The sequence below is a fragment of the Planosporangium spinosum genome, assembly GCF_049999945.1.
GTDB classification, from domain to species: domain Bacteria; phylum Actinomycetota; class Actinomycetes; order Mycobacteriales; family Micromonosporaceae; genus Planosporangium; species Planosporangium spinosum.
Map to the genome: position 1 here is coordinate 205,895 of NZ_JBLYUB010000008.1, position 18,354 is coordinate 224,248.

The following is an 18,354-nucleotide window of genomic DNA, read 5'->3' on the forward strand; positions in this document are numbered from 1 at the left end:
TTCGTCCGTGCGGGACGCGGGGGCCGCCGGCGACGGAAACAGCGGCGGTCTGCCCACCGTCGTCGACGGTGCCAAGGCTCGTTCCCTCGTGCACGGCAGCGTCAAGGGCAAGAAGATCGCCTACATTCCGATGACCCTGCAGTTCGAACTGACGAAGTTGTGGGGCGAGCAGTTCCGCGCGATATTCGGCACGCTCGGCGCCGAGTACTCCCAGGAAGACGCGAAGAACGACGTCGACGCCCAGATCCGTATGATCGACTCGAGGATCGACGACGGCGTCGACATGCTCATCATCCAGAACCCGGACGTCGGGGTGCTGTCGCAACAGGTGCGGCGCGCTCAGGAGAAGGGCATCTACGTCATCAGTGTGAACGTCCAGGGCAACCAGTCCTCGGACGCCTATGTGGGCGCCGACTACACGGCCATGGCGAAGGACCTCGCCGGACGGATGGCGGACGACTGCACAGCCGCCGGCAAGAAGAAGGTCGCCGTCGTCAGTGGCTTCGCCACCGACTCCAACAGCATCGACGCCGACAAGGGATGGCTGCCGGTGTTCGCGGCGCGCGGGCTGCAGGTCGTCTCCGAGCAGCAGAGCAACTACGACTCCACCAAGGCCAACCAGATCGCCACGGCTGTGCTGCAACAGCACCCCGACCTGTGTGGTTTTGCGGTGATCTTCGATGTCACGTCTCTCGGTGTCGCCAAGGCCATCGAGTCCGCGGGTGCGCAGAGCAAGGTAGGCGTCTACAACCTCGATGCCTCCAGCGTGTGGTGCGACGCGCTGGCCGACGGACGGGTGACGGTGGGTGCCGCGTACAACGCCTCAGGGATCGCGGTGGCCGCCGCCTACGCCGCGCAGGAGCTCTTCCTGGTGGGCAACCCGCCCGGGTCGCGACGTGTCATGGGCTACGTACCGCACGTCCTGGTCGACAAGAAGAACTACACGACAGCACCGGGGGCCTGCTATGGCGCCAAATGACGCGACTCGGCAGAGCTCGTCCAGCGGCCAGGCGGGGTGGTGACGTTGGCGATCAGAAGAATCGACGGTTTCTCCCTGACCGGCCGTCCGTCACTGGCTCGGTTCGCCCCGAAGCGGACGGTCGGCGACCTGCTGGCAAAACCGTGGATGGAAGGCGCGGTCCCCGTCGTCCTGGCGCTCGTGCTCGGGCTCGTGGTCGTGGGGACCACGCCGGAGATCCTCGCGGGCGGTGACCGCTCCATCATCCTCTCCCGCTTCGCGGAGGCGGGGCTGCTGGCCATCGCCCTGACCCTGGTTCTGATCGGTGGTGGCTTCGACCTGTCCGTCGGCGCCATCATGGGCATGGGTGCCATCGGTAGCCTGGTGCTCTTCCGGGTCTACGAGTTACCGGTCGAAGTGGTCGTGGCCACCACGCTCCTCGGCGGCATGGCGCTCGGCGCCATCAACGGCTTCCTGATCGCGGTCATCAAGACGAGACCGTTCATCACCACGCTCGTCACCGCTCTGACCTTCCGCGCCCTGATCCAGCTGGTGCAGGGGCACTACAGCCAAGACCTGCTGCAACCCCGGCGCGAGATCAACTGGATCTTCATCGGGCACGGTAGGGTCGCCGGGATCCCGACGAGCTTCTTCTGGCTGGCTCTGCTCCTCGTATTCACTCACCTGATCCTCACCCGCTCGAAGTGGGGATGGTGGCTGACGGCCATCGGCAGCGACCGGAGATCAGCTCGTCGTAACGGCATACCCGTCAACGCGATGTCCTTCCTGAGCTATGTCGCCAGTGGACTGTTGTGTGCGTTGGCCGGGCTGTTCATGGCCGCCCGCCAGGAGAGCACCTCCGCCAACGTCGCTTCGGGCTACGAGATCATCGCGCTCACCGCCGTCGTGCTGGGTGGCGTCAGCCTGCGTGGCGGTCGTGGTTCCGTGATCCGGGCGGTCACCGGGGCTTTGATCGTCGCGCTGCTCGGGCAGGCTGTCTTCCGTCAGGGCTGGGACGGCTCGATGGAGACCATCGCCATGGCGCTGCTGTTGCTGGTCTTCGCCGCGCTGGACCTGAAGTGGGGCAAGCACCGGAACACCCTTGCCGGCAAGCTGGCCATCTCGCCCTTCTACTACAAGCCCGGGCCCCTCGAGGACGTCACGGACCAGAAGAGCAAGTGGGCGGTCAACGACGCACTCTCCGACGCGCTGCCCATCGGTCTCGGGAAGATCGAGGGGGCCGAGGACTGCGTAGTCGACGACGAGGGCAGCGTCTACTGCGGCGATCGCCGCGGATGGATCTGGAAGTTCTCGGGCGAGGACTACGAGCACGCGGAAATCTATGCGCGCACCGGCGGCACGCCCTTGGGGCACGTCTGGGACGCGGACAAGAACCTCGTCGTGGCGGTCAGTGGGATCGGTGTCTGCCGGATAAATCCCGACCGAGGGGTGGAGTGGGTGGCGACGCGGGCACCGCGCACCAGGTTCCAACTGTACGACGACTCCGCCCTGCGCTTCGCCGACGACCTGGACATCGCGCCGGACGGCTCGATCTACTTCAGCGACGCTTCGACACGGGTCGACACCTCCAATTACCATTCTCTGGTGGCGGAGTACCGGCCCAACGGCCGGGTCCTCCGGGTGGATCCGGACAACGGCTCCGTCGAGACCGTCGTCACGAAGCTGGCAGCCGCCAACGGCATCGCCACGTCGCACGACGGCCGGTCGATCCTGATCGCCAGCACGTTGACCTTCCGGGTCGACCGGCTCTGGATCAGCGGACCCAAGCAGGGCCAGCTCGAACCGGTCCTGGAGAACCTGCCCGGCGCCCCCGACAACATCAACCGGGCGTCCGACGGCAACTACTGGCTCAGTTTCGTCGGGATGCGTACGCCGTTCTCCGACCTGGTCCTGAGGCATCCGGAGTTCCGTCTCCGGATGACCAAGCACCTTCCGGTCGATGACTGGATCGTTCCCCAGTGGAACATCTCCTGCGTGGTCAAGTTCTCCGAATCTGGGGAGATCCTCCGGGTGCTCTGGGACCAGGCCGGCGAACGGCATCCCATGGTGACGTCGATGAGTGAGCACCGCGGCTACCTGTATCTCGGTGGCCTGGAGAACAACCGGATCGGACGCATCAAGTTGTCCCCGGAGGAAGTGGGCCCGATCGACCCGTATGCGATCCCGGGTACGTCCCGGCCGGTGTCGAACCCTGTCGAGGAGGTGCCAGCATGAGCCAGTGGCGGAGGGATCTCCTCGAGTGGATCAGTCCCGGTCGCGTCCGACGCTCAGCCATCCCGCCTTTGGAGGCCGGGCTGCGACCGGACGACCGGCTGGACCGGGCGCCTCAGTGGGGTGGTCCGTTCGACCCCTTGATGCTGGACGACGTCGCACTCCTGGGGAACGACCTCGTCGTGACCGCAGCGAACAAGGTGTTGCGCTGGGACGGTGAGCGGTTCGTCGCCCTCGTTGAGCTGCCTGACCGGGCTGGTGCGATCACGCCGGTTCCGGACGGGGTGGTGGTGGCCGTCGACGGCCTGGGCCTGGTTCGGGTGTTCGCGGATGGCACCACTGAGGCGGTATCCACGGATACCCGGTTGGCCGGGTGCGTGACCGCGATGACGGCCCTGGTGGACGGCTCTCTGCTGGTCTGCATCGGCTCGACCGAGACCACGGACTGGGCCCGCAACCTCGTGTCCAGGCGAGCGACCGGGAAACTGCTGCGGGTCAGTGGTGGGAACACCGAGGTGGTTGCCACCGAGCTGGCGTGGCCGGCCGGGGTTGCCGCGGACGGCGAGGACGGCTTCTACCTCTCCTTGAGTGCGGCTTACCGGATCGAGCGTCGCTCGCTGGCCTCGTCCCGAAAGCCGGAGGTGGTGCTCGGAAACCTGCCCGCCAGTCCGGGGCGCATCCGGGCGACCGACGTCCCGGGGGAGTGGTGGGTCGCAGCGCCCTACATGCGCAACCGGGCGACCGAGCTGCTTTTAGAGGACGACGACCTCCTGGAGGAGATGGTCAACAAGACGGAGCCCGATTCCTGGCTCGTACCCCGCCTCAGCGTGGAGAACCACTTCCGGGCACCGTTGCAGGTTGGTCAGATTCGGGTCCTGGGCGAGATCAAGCCCTGGGCCCCGCCCCGGACGTACGGGTTGGTGTTCAAGTTCGCCAAATCCGGTCGGGTAATCGAGAGCGCTCATTCCCGCGCGGACGGCGCCAGGCATGGCGTGACCGGAGTCCAGCCGATGCCGGACGGTTCGCTGGTCGTCGTCTGTCGGGGTGCCGGCGCTGTTCTCACGCTAGGAGTTGATGGCTCGTGACCGCGACGTCCAGCACCCCGCCCACCCTGGGTGCCTACGGCCTCACGAAGCGCTATGGCGGCGCGCTTGCCCTCGACGGAGTGACGTTCGAGGTGCACCCCGGAGAGGTGCACGCCCTTCTCGGTGAGAACGGTGCGGGCAAGTCCACCCTCGCCAAGATCATCGCAGGGGTGACCCAGCCTGACGAAGGTGACCTGCGGGTGGCCGGGGAATCGGTGCGGTTCGGCGCGCCGGTCGATGCCTCGGCGGCGGGAATCGCGATGGTGTACCAGGAGAACTCCCTGGTCGACGCGATGACCGTGACTCAGAACCTGTTCCTGGGCAACGCCGGCGTGGTGAACCGCATCGCCTCGCTCAATGTGAAGGCCCGCCACCTGCTTGAGTCGCACAACTTCCACATCGAGCCGACGGCGATCGTGGCCAACCTGGGGGCCGCGCAGAAGCAGATGGTCGAGATCGCCCGAGCGGTGCATCAGGAGGCCCGGCTGATCATCTTCGACGAGCCCACGGCATCCGTCACCCCGGAAGAGGCGCAGCAGCTCTTCCTGTCCATGCGGACGCTCAAGTCGCGCGGCGTGGGGATCATCTTCATCACCCACAATCTCGAAGAAGCGCTACAGCACGCGGACCGAATCACCGTCATGCGCGACGGGGTCGTACAAGCGACCGAACCGACCGCACAGATGACACGCGACAAGATCGTCAGGTTGATGGTCGGTCGCGACGTGGAATACGCGCGACACAGTGGGACCGCGGAGCCCGGAGTGGACCCCGTTCTCGAGATCGACAACGTCACGATGGGGCGGGTCGTACAGAACATGTCGTTCTCCGCCTACGCCGGGCAGGTCGTCGTGCTGGCGGGCCTCGTCGGCGCAGGTCGTACCGAGACGGCGATGATTGCGTGCGGCGAACTCAAGCGACGCCGGATCGGCGGCGGTGAGATCCGCCTCAACGGCAAGCCGGTTCGCTTCCGCACGCCGCGGGAAGCCATCCGGCACGGCGTCGTCTACATCACCGAGGACCGCAAGAACCTGGGCATCTTCACGGACCTGACGATCTACCAGAACATCTCGATCGGCCATCTCGGCACGGCCCATCCGATGCCGCCCTGGATCAGGCCGAAGAAGCTGAGGGAGATCGGCAGCGCGCTCGTGGAGAGGTTCCACGTGCGCACGCTCAACCCGGGCAAGGCCAAACTCGTCGAACTCTCGGGTGGGAACCAGCAAAAGGTACTGCTGGCCAAGGGCCTGACCAAGACGCCCAAGGTGGTCATCTTCGATGAACCGACCCGGGGAGTCGACGTCGGTGCGATCGAGGACATCCATGCCGCGATCCGGGGTTACGCCGAACAAGGTGTAGCCGTGATCGTGATCTCCTCGTACCTGCCCGAGGTGCTCTCGTTGGCGGACCGCGTCCTGGTGGCACGGGGTGGACGGGTTGTCGCGGAGTTCTCGGGTGACGAGGCGACGGAGGAGTCGATCATGTTCGCTGCCGTCCACTGAGTGGGGGAGTGTCGAGTTAGCGGCTGATCGTGGTCGTTGGACGGTCAGTGGTTGGCCGGGGTGAGCCTGCCCTCGAGGACGAGCGGGAAGGCGTTCAATGGCGCCTTCCCGCGCATGGCCCATGGCCAGTGACCCGACCCGGTCTGGGCCGTGTTTCATGCGCAAGCGACCGGGCCGTCCCGGCCGAGGCCAGCCCTGCTGGTCGGCCCTCGATAGATTGGTCGCCATGTCTGCACTGGAGAACCTCGACGGGTGGGAGTCGCTGTCGCCGGAGTTGCGGGACCGGCTGGCCGCGGCCGACCTGCCGGAATCGCTACGACTCGACGACTGCGACCTGTTTCGACTCGGCCCGGATTTGATCTTTCGGGATGGCATGTTGCGATTCGGCTATGGCACGGATGCGCATGGCGGCGAATTCTGTCTTGACCCGGACACTGGCGCCGTGCAGGTCTTTGATTACAACCAGTTATGGAGGTTCGTGAACTCGTCGGTCGAACTGTACGCCCGCTCGCTACGCCTGGTCGCCGGTCTTGCGCCCGCGATCGTCGGTGGCGACCCAGAAGCCTGGGAAGACGCCATGAACGAGATGCAGCGGGTCATCGCGGAGTGGGATCCGCCGGCGATGATCGGGGACAACTACTGGGACGCCCTCTCATGGGACATCGCTACCGGTAACTATGGTGACCAATCAAACCTTTAGTCGCTTTCCGAAATGTCCGTCGGGGTTACTCACTGGAAATTGACCATCTAGCATCTCTGAGGTCCGGTTGACATTGACGTACCGGATGGCCTCGGCGCGGTCTTCAATGCGCGCTGGGGGCCTATTTGTGTCGCGGTGCCAAGGGGGCAGCGGATCTCATGGGCAACGTCATCAAGGAACGTTCGCGGATCGCGGTACTGACGCGACTCGCGGCGGTCCTGGTCCTGATCTGGTCGGTGATCGGCGGTGCGCCGGCCTCCGCCCACGCGGGGTCGCGGGTCGTCGCGGATTGGCCGATCATCGATTCCCGGTGTCCTCCGGTCACGCCGGAAGGCTTGGTCGGTTACGGGTGCACCAAACTGAGCACCTACCTGCAGGAGGCGCGGCTGGATCTTCGGTACAACCGACCGCCGAAGACCACCGACAAGCTGTACACGAACGTCCGGGGCAACTACGCGATCGCCCAGCTGGAGGATGGCAAGTACATCATCGGCTACAGTGACACAAACAAGCATGCCGAGATCCGGCTGATCGAACAGATGGAGGGCAAGGCTCCGCGCATCGAGTTTGACCCGCAGACCGGCAAGGTGTCGTATAAGGCGGCCAAGGCCTCGCCGATCAAGGAGGGTTACTCCGAGATCGAACCCTGTGCCACGACCTGCAACCCGGCCTTGAAGGCCGCCAAGGTCCGGGACAAGTTCACCTACAGTTACCGGTGGAACCCCCGTCCGGGCGAGGATCGCAAGGTGCTCCACGACCAGACCAACAACCGCAACACCGGTGCGAAGCAGGTCGCGGTCCGGACACTGCTGAACGAGACGAGGGTCTCGGGTCCCATCCTCCCCAAGACGCCGGAGGAGTTGGCCAAGGGCAGCGCGGTCAGCAAGGCGGCCGGCAAGCAAATGGGACCGATCCGGCCGGGTGGCATCGACTTCTCGTCGGTCCAACTGCGGTACGTCACGGACGGCGGCGGATCGAGCGGTGACACGTACTCGTTCGAGACGGTGACCACTCCGGGCCAGGAGTCGAAGGACGGCACCGACCAGATCTACAACGCCGACGAGGCCCTGAACACCTGGATGGCCGTGGAACCCTCGCGGTTCTGGGTGAACCTCAACCCGAGTCAGCCGGACAAGGTGATCGACGATTACCTCGGCCAGACCGAGGTCGGTCGCATCCTGCTCGAGGCCGACCTGGAGTTGAAACGGGCCTGGACGCGATCCCAGGACCCGAAGGCGGCGGTCGGCCGGGAGTACTGGAACCGGATGACCGGCTTAAGCGGGGCCTGCATCCGGCAGTGGATCGTGCCGAAGACCGCGACGATCCGCGAGGAGGGGAACCGCCTCTACATCCTCGACGCGCCGCTCGAGGTGAAGGCCGAGGCGTTCGACTTCACGATTCCCAGCGACCCGAACTTCAAGTGCCCGGCCAATCCGGAACCGTCCATGGCCGTCTACCGGGACGTCCTCCTGCCCGAGTTGAACAAGGCCGTGAACGACGCGGCCCAGTTCAAGGACCTGCGCCGTGTCTACATCAGCCGGGTGGCTGCCGAGTGGTACCGCGACCGGATGACGGCCGACGGCCGGGCGGCCGAGGCCGGTATCGACAGCAACGACGTCACCACGCTGGAACGGGAGGACGACTGGAGTCCGACCGACGTCTTCAACCAGTACCTGAAGGAACTCAACGGCACCACGTACGACCTGCCGAACGGCGTGAAGGTAACCACGGGCGGCGTCGACTTCACCCAGCCGGTGAAGACGGCCAAGCTGAACGACAGTACGTTCAAGGAACAGCACGCGACCCTGCCGACCACGGTCGACAAGTCACTCACCGAGGTCACCAAGACCTCGGACGAGAAGCAGGCCTACCTGGGCGGCTCTGACGAGATCCCCGAATTCGTCGGCTTGAACCAGGCTACCCCGGCGCCGAGCGGCACCGCGGGCGGCCAGGGTGGCGGCTTACCGATCACCGGCGCGCCCATCTTCACCATCGCGGCGGCCGGCATCATGCTGAACCTGATCGGCATGGCGGCCCTGTGGCGCACCCGCCGGGTGCGTTGGGTGGCCAAGAAGTAGGTCATGCGGTCCCGCCGCGCTCCATGCGAGGGGCCGCGGCGGGACCACCGTCAAACGCGCAGTGACCCGGTCAGCGGGTCGTGACCACCGGACTAATCATCGGCGACATCAAGCAGGGCATCACGAGTACCTGCCCATTCGTCAGGCCAGTCGTGCCGCCGGTCCCCGAACTGCGCCCGCGCGGCCGTGCTCTCGTTGTGTTCGTGTATTTCGCCTTCCGGGTGATGTTCCCCGGGTTACCTGGCGCCGGTTGGTTGCAGGGTGGTGCCGGACGGGGCCGACTGGTCGATGTTGGCGGCGTACCGGGCGGCCTCATACTCGTCCGGGTTGCGGTCGCCCAGGCCGGCCTGGATGCGTCGGGTGTTGTACCAGCCGTCGATCACCGGCGTGCTACGCGAGGCCGACCCCGCCGAGGTGTACCGGCAGTTCGGGTTGCGCCTGACCTACCACCCCGAAGAACAGAAAGTCCGCGTCCAGGCACACCCCCAACGCGGACCCATCTGGGGAAAAGGTTCGTGCCCGAGGGGGACACTTACCCGGTGCCTACGCCGTGCGACTCATAGGGGAGTGCCCGCGACTTGGTAGCTTGTTTGAGTTCGCCGGGTGGCTCGGTTGCGCGGGCGTCCGACGGTTCGGGTTCGTGGTCATGGCGCCACCATTGCGAACAGGCGCACAGCCCGGATCAACTCAACTCAGTGCTCCCCATCTGCTCCCCAGGATGTCACTTCCGTCGAGATGGCGGCAGTCCGCATGCCAGCGTGGCCTGCGGAAATACCTTGATGCCAAGATCCTGAAGCTCTGATTGACCACTTCGGTGTGAACGTGGCCGCTGCGGCGCGCTGACCAGCACAAGTGCGAGGCGGTGCAAATCAATCCCGTTCGTTCACTGCAGATGGATACCGTTCGGCGTTGTTCACCGTGGTTCACGCAGACCGCATGCTCCCCGGCTGCTCCCCGGGGAACGCACCGCCGGCGGGAGGTTGATCACCTGGCCGAGTTCGGTGCCCGTGCGCGCGCCGGTCAGATGCCGGTGCGGAGACCTTTCGCCGGCAGATCCGGGGCATCCTCTCGCATCAGCATGGTGGGCTGCGGGACGAGGCGAGTGCGGTCCTCCTCGAACCGTGCTTCGGGCTTGTCTACGGGCACCCGACGCACCCGTCTACCCGTAGAAGTCGAGGTCGCTGGTGCGTGCCAACAGGAACGCTGCGACGGCCAGACCAATGATCACCATGCCGGTGATGAGGCTGTGCGTCGGGGAGTACCAGGACGGCATCAGCTGTTGCAGAGCGGCTCGAAGTGGCGCCGATTCGGTGGCATCCGGTGTGGCGATCGTGTCCACGCTGACGGCCGCGCCGCCGATCAGTCCGAAGGACAACGCCGCGGCGGCCAGCCAGACGCCGCCCCGAGAGGGTCGCGCACGCCGTCGGACCGCCATGGCGAGCACCGCCAACACGGCCAGTCCGACGATCCCGACGGCGACGTTGAACACCATGTGCGACCGGACCGAGGCGATTATCGCCTCGCTGTCTCGCCCGTCGGCCGCGGCACGCACTGCGGGCGCGACCGAGCTGATCTTGGCAAGCCGCCCGAGCGCGATGACTCCGTCGATCAGAAACGCGAGTGAGCACACCGCCAACAGGGTCGTCACCACGGCCACCCGGCGATGAATCGAATCCACGCCCTCGACCATGTCGGCATCCTCCCCCGTATGTCCATTGTGTCTCGATGGTCGAGAGACGCAAAAGCCGGCCGACATCGCGGTCGGCACCGTGTCCTCATATTCGGTCCCGCCGGACGCCGCAGCCATGCTAATCGAACCCGGTAAGCACGTCGACCGCCGGTTCGGCTTGACGTCGGACCGGCCTGATTCGTCGAGGTGATGTTGGCGGCGCCGGGGTTGTCGCGGGCCAGCTGCTCGACCAGGGCGACGATGGCCGGGGCGATCGGATGCCGGCCGGACCAGTGGGGGAAGGTCCAGTGCCGGACGGCCAGTCGCCGATGCCAACGCATGACCGTAGCCGGCGCGACGAGCCGATACATCGTTAAGGCCCCGGGGCAGGAGCCTGATCATCGCGGCGAGCACCGCTCGGTCGGCCCAGTCCAGGCGCGGCTTTGGGTTCTGGCGACGTAGGACCGCATTCTCGTGGCGGAGAACCAGGATCTCGACGTCCTTGGCCACGCTGTTACGGCTCAGAAGAGCAAGCCAGCCGGTAATGCGGAAGAACAGGAGGTACATCAGGCGCAGCGACACGCGTCACGATGACGCCTGACGGCGCACCTGAGCGCCATATTTTCCCACGTCAGCCGCGGTGACGGGGTTCTGGAACCCCGCACCGTCGTCGCGGGCGAGCTGCGTCACCATCTGCAGTATCTGGCGGATCAGCAGGTACACAAGCGACGCGTTCATGGCCTCCATCGTGTCGGCTACGTAGACGTTAAGCACGCATAGGACTGCAGGTCAACCGAGGTAACCCGATTCTCGAGCCCCACAGGCGCGCGGGGCATCTACAGCCACGTCACCCCGGCGATGCGGCAGCGCCTGACCGAGGCGCTGCAACGGCGCTGGGAGTCCCTGCGGTCAACGCCGACCGAGCGGGGGCGGCCGGCCGCCGCGGCATGACCACCGCGCACGGGGACGATCCTGCGGCAGCCGGTTACATCGCTCCCTAGATGATCTTGTGTTCCCATTTGCTCCCTACATAAGGGACACAATGGGAAACGCCCGTTACCGGGCCTCCGGTAGCGGGCGTTTGACCTGTATAAATGCTGGTGGGCGATACTGGGATCGAACCAGTGACCTCTTCGGTGCGAACGTGGACGCTGCGGTGTTGTGACCAGGGCGAGTGCGAGGCGGTGCAGGTCGGCGCCATCCGTTCGCAGCAGTTCGACGCCGTTCGGAGCAGTTCCATGCAGTTCAGGGCGGCCGCGTGCTCCCCATCCGCTCCCCGCGCACGGGGCGGACAGGGTTGCGCTCTTGCCGCATTATCGGACCGTGATTCGTCTCTACGGGCTCTTCTTCGTTGTCGATCTCGTGCTGACGGTGGTTGCGTTGATCGACTGCCTTTCAACCGATGAGCATGCTGTGCGCAACTTGCCGAAGGTGGCCTGGGTCTTCATCGTTCTGCTGTTCTCGCCGGTTGGCCCGATTGTCTGGTTCGTTGCCGGGCGCCCGCAGGACCGTCGCGTCGGACGCGCCGGTCAGTGGCGACCGGGCAACGGGTTCCCCGAGTACGAGCGACCGCGCTCCGTCGGTCCCGACGATGACCCGGACTTTCTGAAAAGCGTGTCTCGACTCCGGCGCGAGGACGAGGAGATGTTCGCCAAGTGGGAGGCGGATCTACGCCGGCGTGAGGAGGAGTTGCGCCGCCGGGAGCGCGAGAACCGGCGCGACTGACCGACGGCGGTGTCCACCGTGGATCGTCTCCCACTGTTGCCGATCCACGAAGCCATCCATGCGCGGGAAATCGACGCGACGGCACTGTATCCGCTGATCATGGCGCCAGCGTCGGGACTTCGATCGGTGCCGCGGTCGACAGCGGATTGTCGGGGGCGAACGGGGCAAGTCGTCGCGCGGGGGTTGCGGGCTGAGATCAGTTCCGCGAAGCTGCTTGGGTTCGTCACCCGGTGATCGACTTAAATTTGGCCATGAGTCAATATCGGACGCCTAGCTTCCGTAGGTCGGCCCGCAAACATCGGTGCCGAATCCCCACCACCTGGAGGTCCGAGCCCATGCCCCGTGCGCTCATAGGGCGAGTCACCGTCGCCTTGTCCTTGTCAGCAGCTGGTTTAGCCAGCCCGTTGTTCGCCGCCGCGGCGTCCGCCAACACGGCGGGGACGGGTCTGGTCATCAGTGAGGCGTACGTCAACGGTGGCTCGTCCGGTGCGAGCTACATCAACAAGTTCATCGAGCTCTACAACCCGACGTCGAGCGCGATCTCGCTCACCGGCGACACCCTGCAGTACCGCGCCCCCACGAGCACCGTCGTGCCGAGCGGTGCGCAGGTGTTCGCGCTGTCGGGGACGGTGGCCGCGCACGGCCACTTCCTCATCCAACTGCCGAGCAACGGCGCCGGCGGCGAATCGCTGCCGGCGCCTGACCTGAACACCGGCGGCAGCATCAACCCGGGCGCGGCCGGTGGCACGCTCTTCATCGCGGCCAGCACCTCGGGCGTGCTCCCCACCGACATCACCGTCATCGACAAGATCGGCTGGGGTAACAGCAACTCCCCGGAGGGAACCGCTGCGACCGGTAACTCGGTCGTCCTGAGCTATCAGCGTGACGCGGCCGGTAAGGACACGGACAACAACGCTGCCGACTTCCACGTTGCCACCCCGACGCCGCAGAACGCGGCGTCCGACGGCGGCACGGCGGCCGTCACGGTGACGAACCCCGGCACCCAGAATGCGGCGATCGGCGCCTCGATCGCGCCGCTGACCCTCAGCGCCTCGGGTGGCACTGCGCCGTACACATGGACGGCGACCGGGCTGCCCGCGGGCCTGGCGATCTCCTCGGCCGGGGTCGTCTCGGGCACCCCGACCGCGGCCGGCATTTCCTCGGTCGTGGTCACCGCGACCGACTCGACCGGCGCGAGCGGCTCGGCGTCATTCGACTTCAACGTCGCGTCCGAGACGAAGGTCCTGCCGATCGCAGAGGTCCAGGGCACGAACACCGACACGTCGCCGTACGTCGACAAGACCGTGACGACCGAAGGCGTCGTGACGGCTGTCTATGCCACCGGCGGGTTCAACGGCTTCTTCATGCAGACTGGCGGCGCCGGCGGCACCGAGGCGGAAGACGCCACGCCGGGCGCCTCCGACGCGATCTTCGTGTTCGGCTCGGACTCGGCCGGCCAGGTCAGCATCGGCGACAGCGTCCAGGTCACCGGAACTGTTGCGGAGTACCAGGGCGAGACCGAGATCACCTTCCCGACGGTCACGAAGCTCGCCAAGGCGCTGCCCCCCGTCAAGCCGCTCGTGATCGCGTGGTCCCACCTCGCGACGGATGCTCAGAAGGAGGCGCACGAGGGCGAACTGATCGCGCCCCAGGGCGACTTCACCATAGCGGACAACTACAACGCGAACTACTACGGCTCCTTCACCCTCGCCGCGGGTGACAGTCCGCTGCGCCAGCCCACCGACGTCGGCGCCGCTGGAAGCGCCGAGGCGCAGGCCGTGGTCGCGGACAACGCCGCCCGGATGGTGACCCTGGACGACGGCTCGAGCTGGAACTACAGCAGCAGCACGTACACCAGTGTGCCGCTGCCGTGGCTCACGCAGAACAACCCCGTCCGCGTCGGCTCGAAGGTCACCTTCCACCAGCCGCTGATCCTCGACTACCGGTTCTCGCTGTGGAACCTCCAGCCGACCCAGCAGGTGACCGACGACGGCCACGCGGTCGCTACCTTCAGCGACACCCGCGCGGCGAACCAGCAGCCGGCCGCCGTCGGTGGGAACGTCCACCTGGCGACGTTCAACGTCCAGAACTACTTCCCGTTGACCGGGGAGGCGTACGTCGCCAAGGGCCTGGGCACCTGCACCTACTACACCGACCGGGCCGGCAACCGCATCACCGTGAAGACCTGCAGCGGCCCCGGCAACAGCGCCGGCCCGCGCGGCGCCGCAAACGACGCCAACTTCCAGCGGCAGCAGGCGAAGATCGTCACCGGTATCAACCGGCTCGGTGCCAGCGTCGTGTCGCTAGAGGAGGTCGAGAACGCCGCGAAGTTCGGCCAGCCGCGGGACGCCGCGCTCGCCGGCCTCGTCGACGCGCTCAACGCCGCCGCCGGCTCGAAGGTGTGGGCGTACGTGCCCTCCCCGGCCGACGACAAGCTGCCGCCGCTCTCCCAACAGGACGTGATCCGTATGGCGTTCATCTACAAGCCGGCGGATGTCGCGCTCGTCGGGTCGTCGGTGGTGCTCACCGGTGACTCGGGCCCCGGCCAGCCGTTCTCGATCGCTCGCCAGCCGCTGGCGCAGGCCTTCAAGAAGGCCGGCGCAACCGACGCCGACGCGTTCCTGGTCGTCGCCAACCACTGGAAGTCGAAGGGCAGCGGGACCCCGCTGTACGACGGCGACATCGAGGACACGTCCTCGCCGGCGGTGAACCAGGGTTCGTACAACGCGACCCGGGTCCGTGAGGCGCAGGACACGACCGCCTTCGCCGCGCAGGTGGCGGCAGGCCTGGGCACGGACCGGATCTTCCTGGTCGGCGACTTCAACGCCTACACGCACGAGGACCCGCTGCGGGTGCTGTACGACAAGGGCTACACCGACCTCGGCTCCACCCTCTCCCCGTCGGAGTACACGTACGGCTACAACGGTCTGCAGGGTTCGCTCGACCACGTGCTGGCCAGCGCGGCCGCACGCGCGCTGGTCACCGGGGCGGACGTGTGGCAGGTCAACGCCCAGGAGGCGGTGGCCTACGGCTACAGCCGCTACAACTACAACGCCACCCTGCTGTTCAACGGCAGCGACCCGTTCTCTGCGTCGGACCACAACCCGGTCGTCGTCGGGCTGAACGCGCCGGTGACGCCGCCCGTGCCGGCCTGGAGCGCCTCGAAGGTGTACAACACCGGCGACAAGGTCTCCTACGAGGGCTCCACGTGGCAGGCCCTCTGGTGGACCCAGAACCAGGCCCCGGGCGACCCCTACGGCCCGTGGCAGGAGATGGCGACCGCCGCTGACGGCACCGCCATCTGGACCGCGTCGCGCATCTTCGACACCGGTGACACCGTCGTCTACCAGGGCAAGAAGTACGTCGCGCAGTGGTGGACCCGTAATCAGCTCCCCGGCAAGCCGAACGGCCCGTGGAAGAGCGTCGGCTGATCCGACGGAAGCGCAAGCCGGGGCCGCCTTCCACGCGAAGGCGGCCCCGGTCCTATTGCGCGACCTTGGAAGTCTCCAGTGGCTATCACGCGCGTGGACTTCCAAGGCCAACGCCAATCAGGCGAAGATCCATACGTGCCGCGTCGGGTGACGCCTGATATCCCGGCCTGGTGACGATGATCGCCTCGGTCCGAATCACCTGGGTGTAGCGGCCGGACGGGTTTGCTGCGGCCAACGCCTGACGTAGCTCGGCCTCGTAGGCGTCCTTGTCGTCGCCGAGCAGCGCCGGTGACTGGGTCCCCGTGACGTGGTCCACCCGGTGTATGAGGATGCCTTCCAGAATGACGTGGTATCCGCGGTCCGAGCGGTAGCGGCGATAACGGCCGGCGCGACCGGGTTGGTCCCGCTGTGGTCATGCTCGCACAGCACGACCTGCTCGGCCTGTGGGTGCCAGAAAGTCGTCCGTCGCAGCTGAGCTTGGTTTCGGGGGCCGGTGCTTGTCGGGATGATCGGGGTGTGGCACTGCGACTGGTCTACCTGGTGTTCTCGCGGCTGATGCAGTGGGTGGTGTTGCTGGCCCGAGACTCGGCGGCCAGAGACGTCGAGCTTCTGGTGCTGCGTCACGAGGTGGTGGTGCTGCGGCGTCAGGTCGCTCGGCCGCGGGTGGACTGGGCCGACCGGGCGGTGCGGGCCGGCCTGGCACGGCTGCTGCCCCGCCGATTGTGGGACGGGTTGTTCGTGTGGCCGGGCACGCTGCTGCGCTGGCATCGGGACCTGGTCCGCCGCCGGTGGACGTATCCGAGTCGACGCGGCCGGCGACGGCGGTCACGCTCAGCTGTCCTTGATCTCGACGTAGAAGAAGTCGTTGTCGTAATAGAGGATACGGTCGTCGTTGTAGTACATGCGCAGTGCGATACCTGTTTTCCGTTGTTGCCAGTCGGTACGGCGCGGACCGAGAAGTCCCAGTCGGGGCTGGCCGCGCCCTGCTTGGTTGACGCGAACGGGAACTCGTCACACTGCTCACCGGGACCGGGTGGCTGGGGGAGTCCGGTGTCCTGGCACGGGGCGGTCCGCTGGCAGGCCCGGTCCTTCTCGGCGCTGTTGGCGAGCCGATCCGGGCTGTTGTACGAGACGCGTTCGAGGTAGTTGTTGTCCAGATTCCCGACGTAGCGGCCGGGGATGCGCTTGTCGCGGCCCGGGATCCGCGGGTAGGTGTCGTTGGGATGCTCGAACGCGAACTTGATGTGCTCGGCGACGGCGTGCACGTCGGTTGGCGTGCTGTCCGTGTTGTTGATCCGGTACTGCAGGTGCGGCACGACGTCCCACATCACGTACGCCTTCGGCCGGCCGGCGAAGTAGTCGGCGGAGTCGCACCGAATGAAGTGGTCGCTGGATAGCGCTGTCCCGCTGTCTTGGTAGGTGGCCTTGAACACGAACGGGTGGAACAGCACCTTGTCGGTGATGGTGCCCACGTCTTCGTTCGAGGTCACCCAGTAGCTGGTCCAGCTGCCGCTGCCCGCGTCCGCGCTCCACTGCGCGGCGGTCTTGGTGACCGGCGGGCCGAGGATCCCGTGCGGACCTCGAACGACATCCGGTAGTCGTTGCCGCATACCTCGCAAACCGCCATGCGTCGAGCGTGCGCCCCGCGGCCCGACCCGGCAACCAGAGGGCGGCTCGCGGCGGCCGACCCGCTCGTGATCTAGGGTGGGCGGTATGACCAAACCGACGGTTGACTTCCCCGAGGGCGACGCGCCGACCGAGCTGCAGATCAAGGACCTGGTCGTCGGTGAGGGCGCCGAGGCGAAGGCGGGCGACCAGGTGGTGGTGCACTACGTGGGCGTGGCGCACTCGACCGGGGAGCAGTTCGACGCCTCATGGGACCGGGGCTCACCGTTCACCTTCCCGCTCGGTGGCGGCCGGGTCATCGCCGGCTGGGACCAGGGCGTGCAGGGAATGCGGGTCGGCGGGCGCCGGCAGCTGACCATCCCGCCGCACCTCGGGTACGGCGACCGCGGCGCGGGCAACGTCATCAAGCCCGGCGAGACCCTCATCTTCGTCGTCGACCTGCTCGGGGTGCGGTAAACCGCGGTTTCAGTAGACCGGCGGGGTCATCACCCAGAGCGCCGTCGTCGGCTCGGGCCCCGGGTTGTGGTACGTGTGGGGCAGTTTGGGGTCGAGCAGCAGCGCGTCACCCGTGGCGAGGCGGTGGGACTCGCCGTTGACGCCCACGTCCAGCTGTCCCGTGAGAACGATGATGCACTCCTCGTCGGCGGCGTGCGTGTACGGCTCGTCGCCCGAACCCTTGCCCACCGCGATGGCGGAGTACACGATCTGCAACGTCTTGGCGCCCGGCGGCGTCAGCAGGTAGTCGTCGAGTGAGCCGGCCGGATGGGCCATCCGTTTGCGCTCTCCGGCCCGGACCACCATTCCGCTCGTCTCGGTGCCGACGAACAGCGAGGCGACGCTCTCGCCCAGGGCGTCGGCGATCCGGCGCAGGGTCGCCATCGACGGGTTGGCGACGCCGCGCTCCACCTGGGAGACGAAGCTCTCGGACACCCCGACCTCGTCGGCGAGTTTGCGCAGCGTAACGTCCTTACGCCGGCGCACCTCGCGGATGCGCTGTCCCAGCGTCTGGGCAGGGCCACGGGTCTGGTTGGTCAAGGGGAAGCCGATCTGTCGGGGTACGCGAGTGTCAATTCGACCATAGTGCCGCCGGCGCCGCGCCGGATACGCGGCACGCGCCCGAGATGGCCGGTGCCGGTCGGCGCGCCTTTTTCACCCCCGCGGCGGATGCGGGAAATTTCGGCCGTTGCGGGTCTTGTGTGCGTCAGTTCACTGAAGTAATTTCTCGAGAACTGAAGTAGAACTACAGTTCGGCGGCCGGCAACCGGTCCCGGCGGTGCCAAGATCAGGAGTTGACCTTGAGTACGCGAGGGCACGTAGAAGTCGCCGGTGCCGGTCTGACGGGGCTCGC

15 protein-coding genes are annotated in these 18,354 nt (G+C 66.7%); 9 read left to right on the forward strand and 6 right to left on the reverse strand.

The window, feature by feature from the left end:
• Positions 1-7: 7 nt before the first annotated feature.
• From ACNTMW_RS13875 to ACNTMW_RS13900, 6 genes are all read left to right on the forward strand, one after another.
• Positions 8-979, forward strand: coding sequence for a sugar ABC transporter substrate-binding protein (locus ACNTMW_RS13875; protein ID WP_426633925.1), 972 nt, complete (start codon positions 8-10; stop codon positions 977-979).
• Positions 980-1,024: 45 nt separating this feature from the next.
• Positions 1,025-3,193, forward strand: coding sequence for an ABC transporter permease (locus ACNTMW_RS13880; RefSeq protein ID WP_426633926.1), 2,169 nt, complete (start codon positions 1,025-1,027; stop codon positions 3,191-3,193).
• Positions 3,190-4,275 carry a hypothetical protein gene (locus ACNTMW_RS13885; RefSeq protein ID WP_426633927.1) on the forward strand — a complete coding sequence of 362 codons (1,086 nt, stop codon included), beginning with the start codon at positions 3,190-3,192 and terminating at the stop codon, positions 4,273-4,275. Before ACNTMW_RS13880 ends, ACNTMW_RS13885 begins: the two co-directional genes overlap by 4 nt.
• Positions 4,272-5,777 carry a sugar ABC transporter ATP-binding protein gene (locus ACNTMW_RS13890; RefSeq protein WP_426633928.1) on the forward strand — a complete coding sequence of 502 codons (1,506 nt, stop codon included), beginning with the start codon at positions 4,272-4,274 and terminating at the stop codon, positions 5,775-5,777. Before ACNTMW_RS13885 ends, ACNTMW_RS13890 begins: the two co-directional genes overlap by 4 nt.
• A 226-nt stretch (positions 5,778-6,003) precedes the next feature.
• Positions 6,004-6,477, forward strand: coding sequence for an SUKH-4 family immunity protein (locus ACNTMW_RS13895; RefSeq protein ID WP_426633930.1), 474 nt, complete (start codon positions 6,004-6,006; stop codon positions 6,475-6,477).
• Between the two features lie 158 nt (positions 6,478-6,635).
• Positions 6,636-8,555, forward strand: a complete 1,920-nt coding sequence (locus tag ACNTMW_RS13900) for a hypothetical protein (RefSeq protein ID WP_426633931.1) — start codon at positions 6,636-6,638, stop codon at positions 8,553-8,555.
• A gap of 236 nt (positions 8,556-8,791) precedes the next feature.
• Here the strand turns inward: ACNTMW_RS13900 and ACNTMW_RS13905 are convergent, their stop codons facing one another.
• The 3 genes from ACNTMW_RS13905 to ACNTMW_RS13915 form a co-directional block, all read right to left on the reverse strand.
• A complete protein-coding gene (locus ACNTMW_RS13905) occupies positions 8,792-8,938 on the reverse strand; it encodes a hypothetical protein (RefSeq protein ID WP_426633932.1) in 147 nt (48 codons plus the stop codon).
• A 776-nt stretch (positions 8,939-9,714) separates the two neighbouring features.
• Positions 9,715-10,806, reverse strand: coding sequence for a hypothetical protein (locus ACNTMW_RS13910; protein WP_426633933.1), 1,092 nt, complete (start codon positions 10,804-10,806; stop codon positions 9,715-9,717).
• A gap of 3 nt (positions 10,807-10,809) precedes the next feature.
• Positions 10,810-10,962 (reverse strand): hypothetical protein, encoded by a 153-nt coding sequence (locus ACNTMW_RS13915; RefSeq protein ID WP_426633934.1) that lies wholly within the window; start codon positions 10,960-10,962, stop codon positions 10,810-10,812.
• Between the two features lie 585 nt (positions 10,963-11,547).
• On the opposite strand from ACNTMW_RS13915, the gene ACNTMW_RS13920 reads away from it, so the two are divergent.
• Both ACNTMW_RS13920 and ACNTMW_RS13925 read left to right on the forward strand, forming a co-directional pair.
• Positions 11,548-11,949 carry a PLD nuclease N-terminal domain-containing protein gene (locus tag ACNTMW_RS13920; protein ID WP_426633935.1) on the forward strand — a complete coding sequence of 134 codons (402 nt, stop codon included), beginning with the start codon at positions 11,548-11,550 and terminating at the stop codon, positions 11,947-11,949.
• Between the two features lie 335 nt (positions 11,950-12,284).
• A complete protein-coding gene (locus ACNTMW_RS13925; RefSeq protein ID WP_426633936.1) occupies positions 12,285-15,380 on the forward strand; it encodes an ExeM/NucH family extracellular endonuclease in 3,096 nt (1,031 codons plus the stop codon).
• 85 nt (positions 15,381-15,465) lie between these two features.
• On the opposite strand, the gene ACNTMW_RS13930 is transcribed toward ACNTMW_RS13925, so the two are convergent.
• Positions 15,466-15,696, reverse strand: a complete 231-nt coding sequence (locus ACNTMW_RS13930; protein WP_426633937.1) for a hypothetical protein — start codon at positions 15,694-15,696, stop codon at positions 15,466-15,468.
• A gap of 328 nt (positions 15,697-16,024) precedes the next feature.
• Positions 16,025-16,990 (reverse strand): NucA/NucB deoxyribonuclease domain-containing protein, encoded by a 966-nt coding sequence (locus tag ACNTMW_RS13935; RefSeq protein WP_426633938.1) that lies wholly within the window; start codon positions 16,988-16,990, stop codon positions 16,025-16,027.
• Between the two features lie 94 nt (positions 16,991-17,084).
• Here ACNTMW_RS13935 and ACNTMW_RS13940 point away from each other — a divergent pair, with 94 nt between their 5' ends.
• Positions 17,085-17,462 (forward strand): FKBP-type peptidyl-prolyl cis-trans isomerase, encoded by a 378-nt coding sequence (locus ACNTMW_RS13940; protein ID WP_426633939.1) that lies wholly within the window; start codon positions 17,085-17,087, stop codon positions 17,460-17,462.
• A gap of 9 nt (positions 17,463-17,471) precedes the next feature.
• Here ACNTMW_RS13940 and ACNTMW_RS13945 read toward each other — a convergent pair whose 3' ends face one another.
• Entirely contained in the window at positions 17,472-18,041 is a 570-nt protein-coding gene (locus ACNTMW_RS13945) for a helix-turn-helix domain-containing protein (RefSeq protein WP_426633940.1), read from the reverse strand.
• Between the last annotated feature and the right edge of the window lie 313 nt (positions 18,042-18,354).

Coding starts and splice junctions, on each gene's coding strand:
- ACNTMW_RS13925 (WP_426633936.1), top strand. CDS start 12,285: ATGCCCCGTGCGCTCATAGGGCGAGTCACCGTCGCCTTGTCCTTGTCA.
- ACNTMW_RS13915 (WP_426633934.1), bottom strand. CDS start 10,962: ATGAACGCGTCGCTTGTGTACCTGCTGATCCGCCAGATACTGCAGATG.
- ACNTMW_RS13895 (WP_426633930.1), top strand. CDS start 6,004: ATGTCTGCACTGGAGAACCTCGACGGGTGGGAGTCGCTGTCGCCGGAG.
- ACNTMW_RS13885 (WP_426633927.1), top strand. CDS start 3,190: ATGAGCCAGTGGCGGAGGGATCTCCTCGAGTGGATCAGTCCCGGTCGC.
- ACNTMW_RS13900 (WP_426633931.1), top strand. CDS start 6,636: ATGGGCAACGTCATCAAGGAACGTTCGCGGATCGCGGTACTGACGCGA.
- ACNTMW_RS13935 (WP_426633938.1), bottom strand. CDS start 16,990: ATGCGGCAACGACTACCGGATGTCGTTCGAGGTCCGCACGGGATCCTC.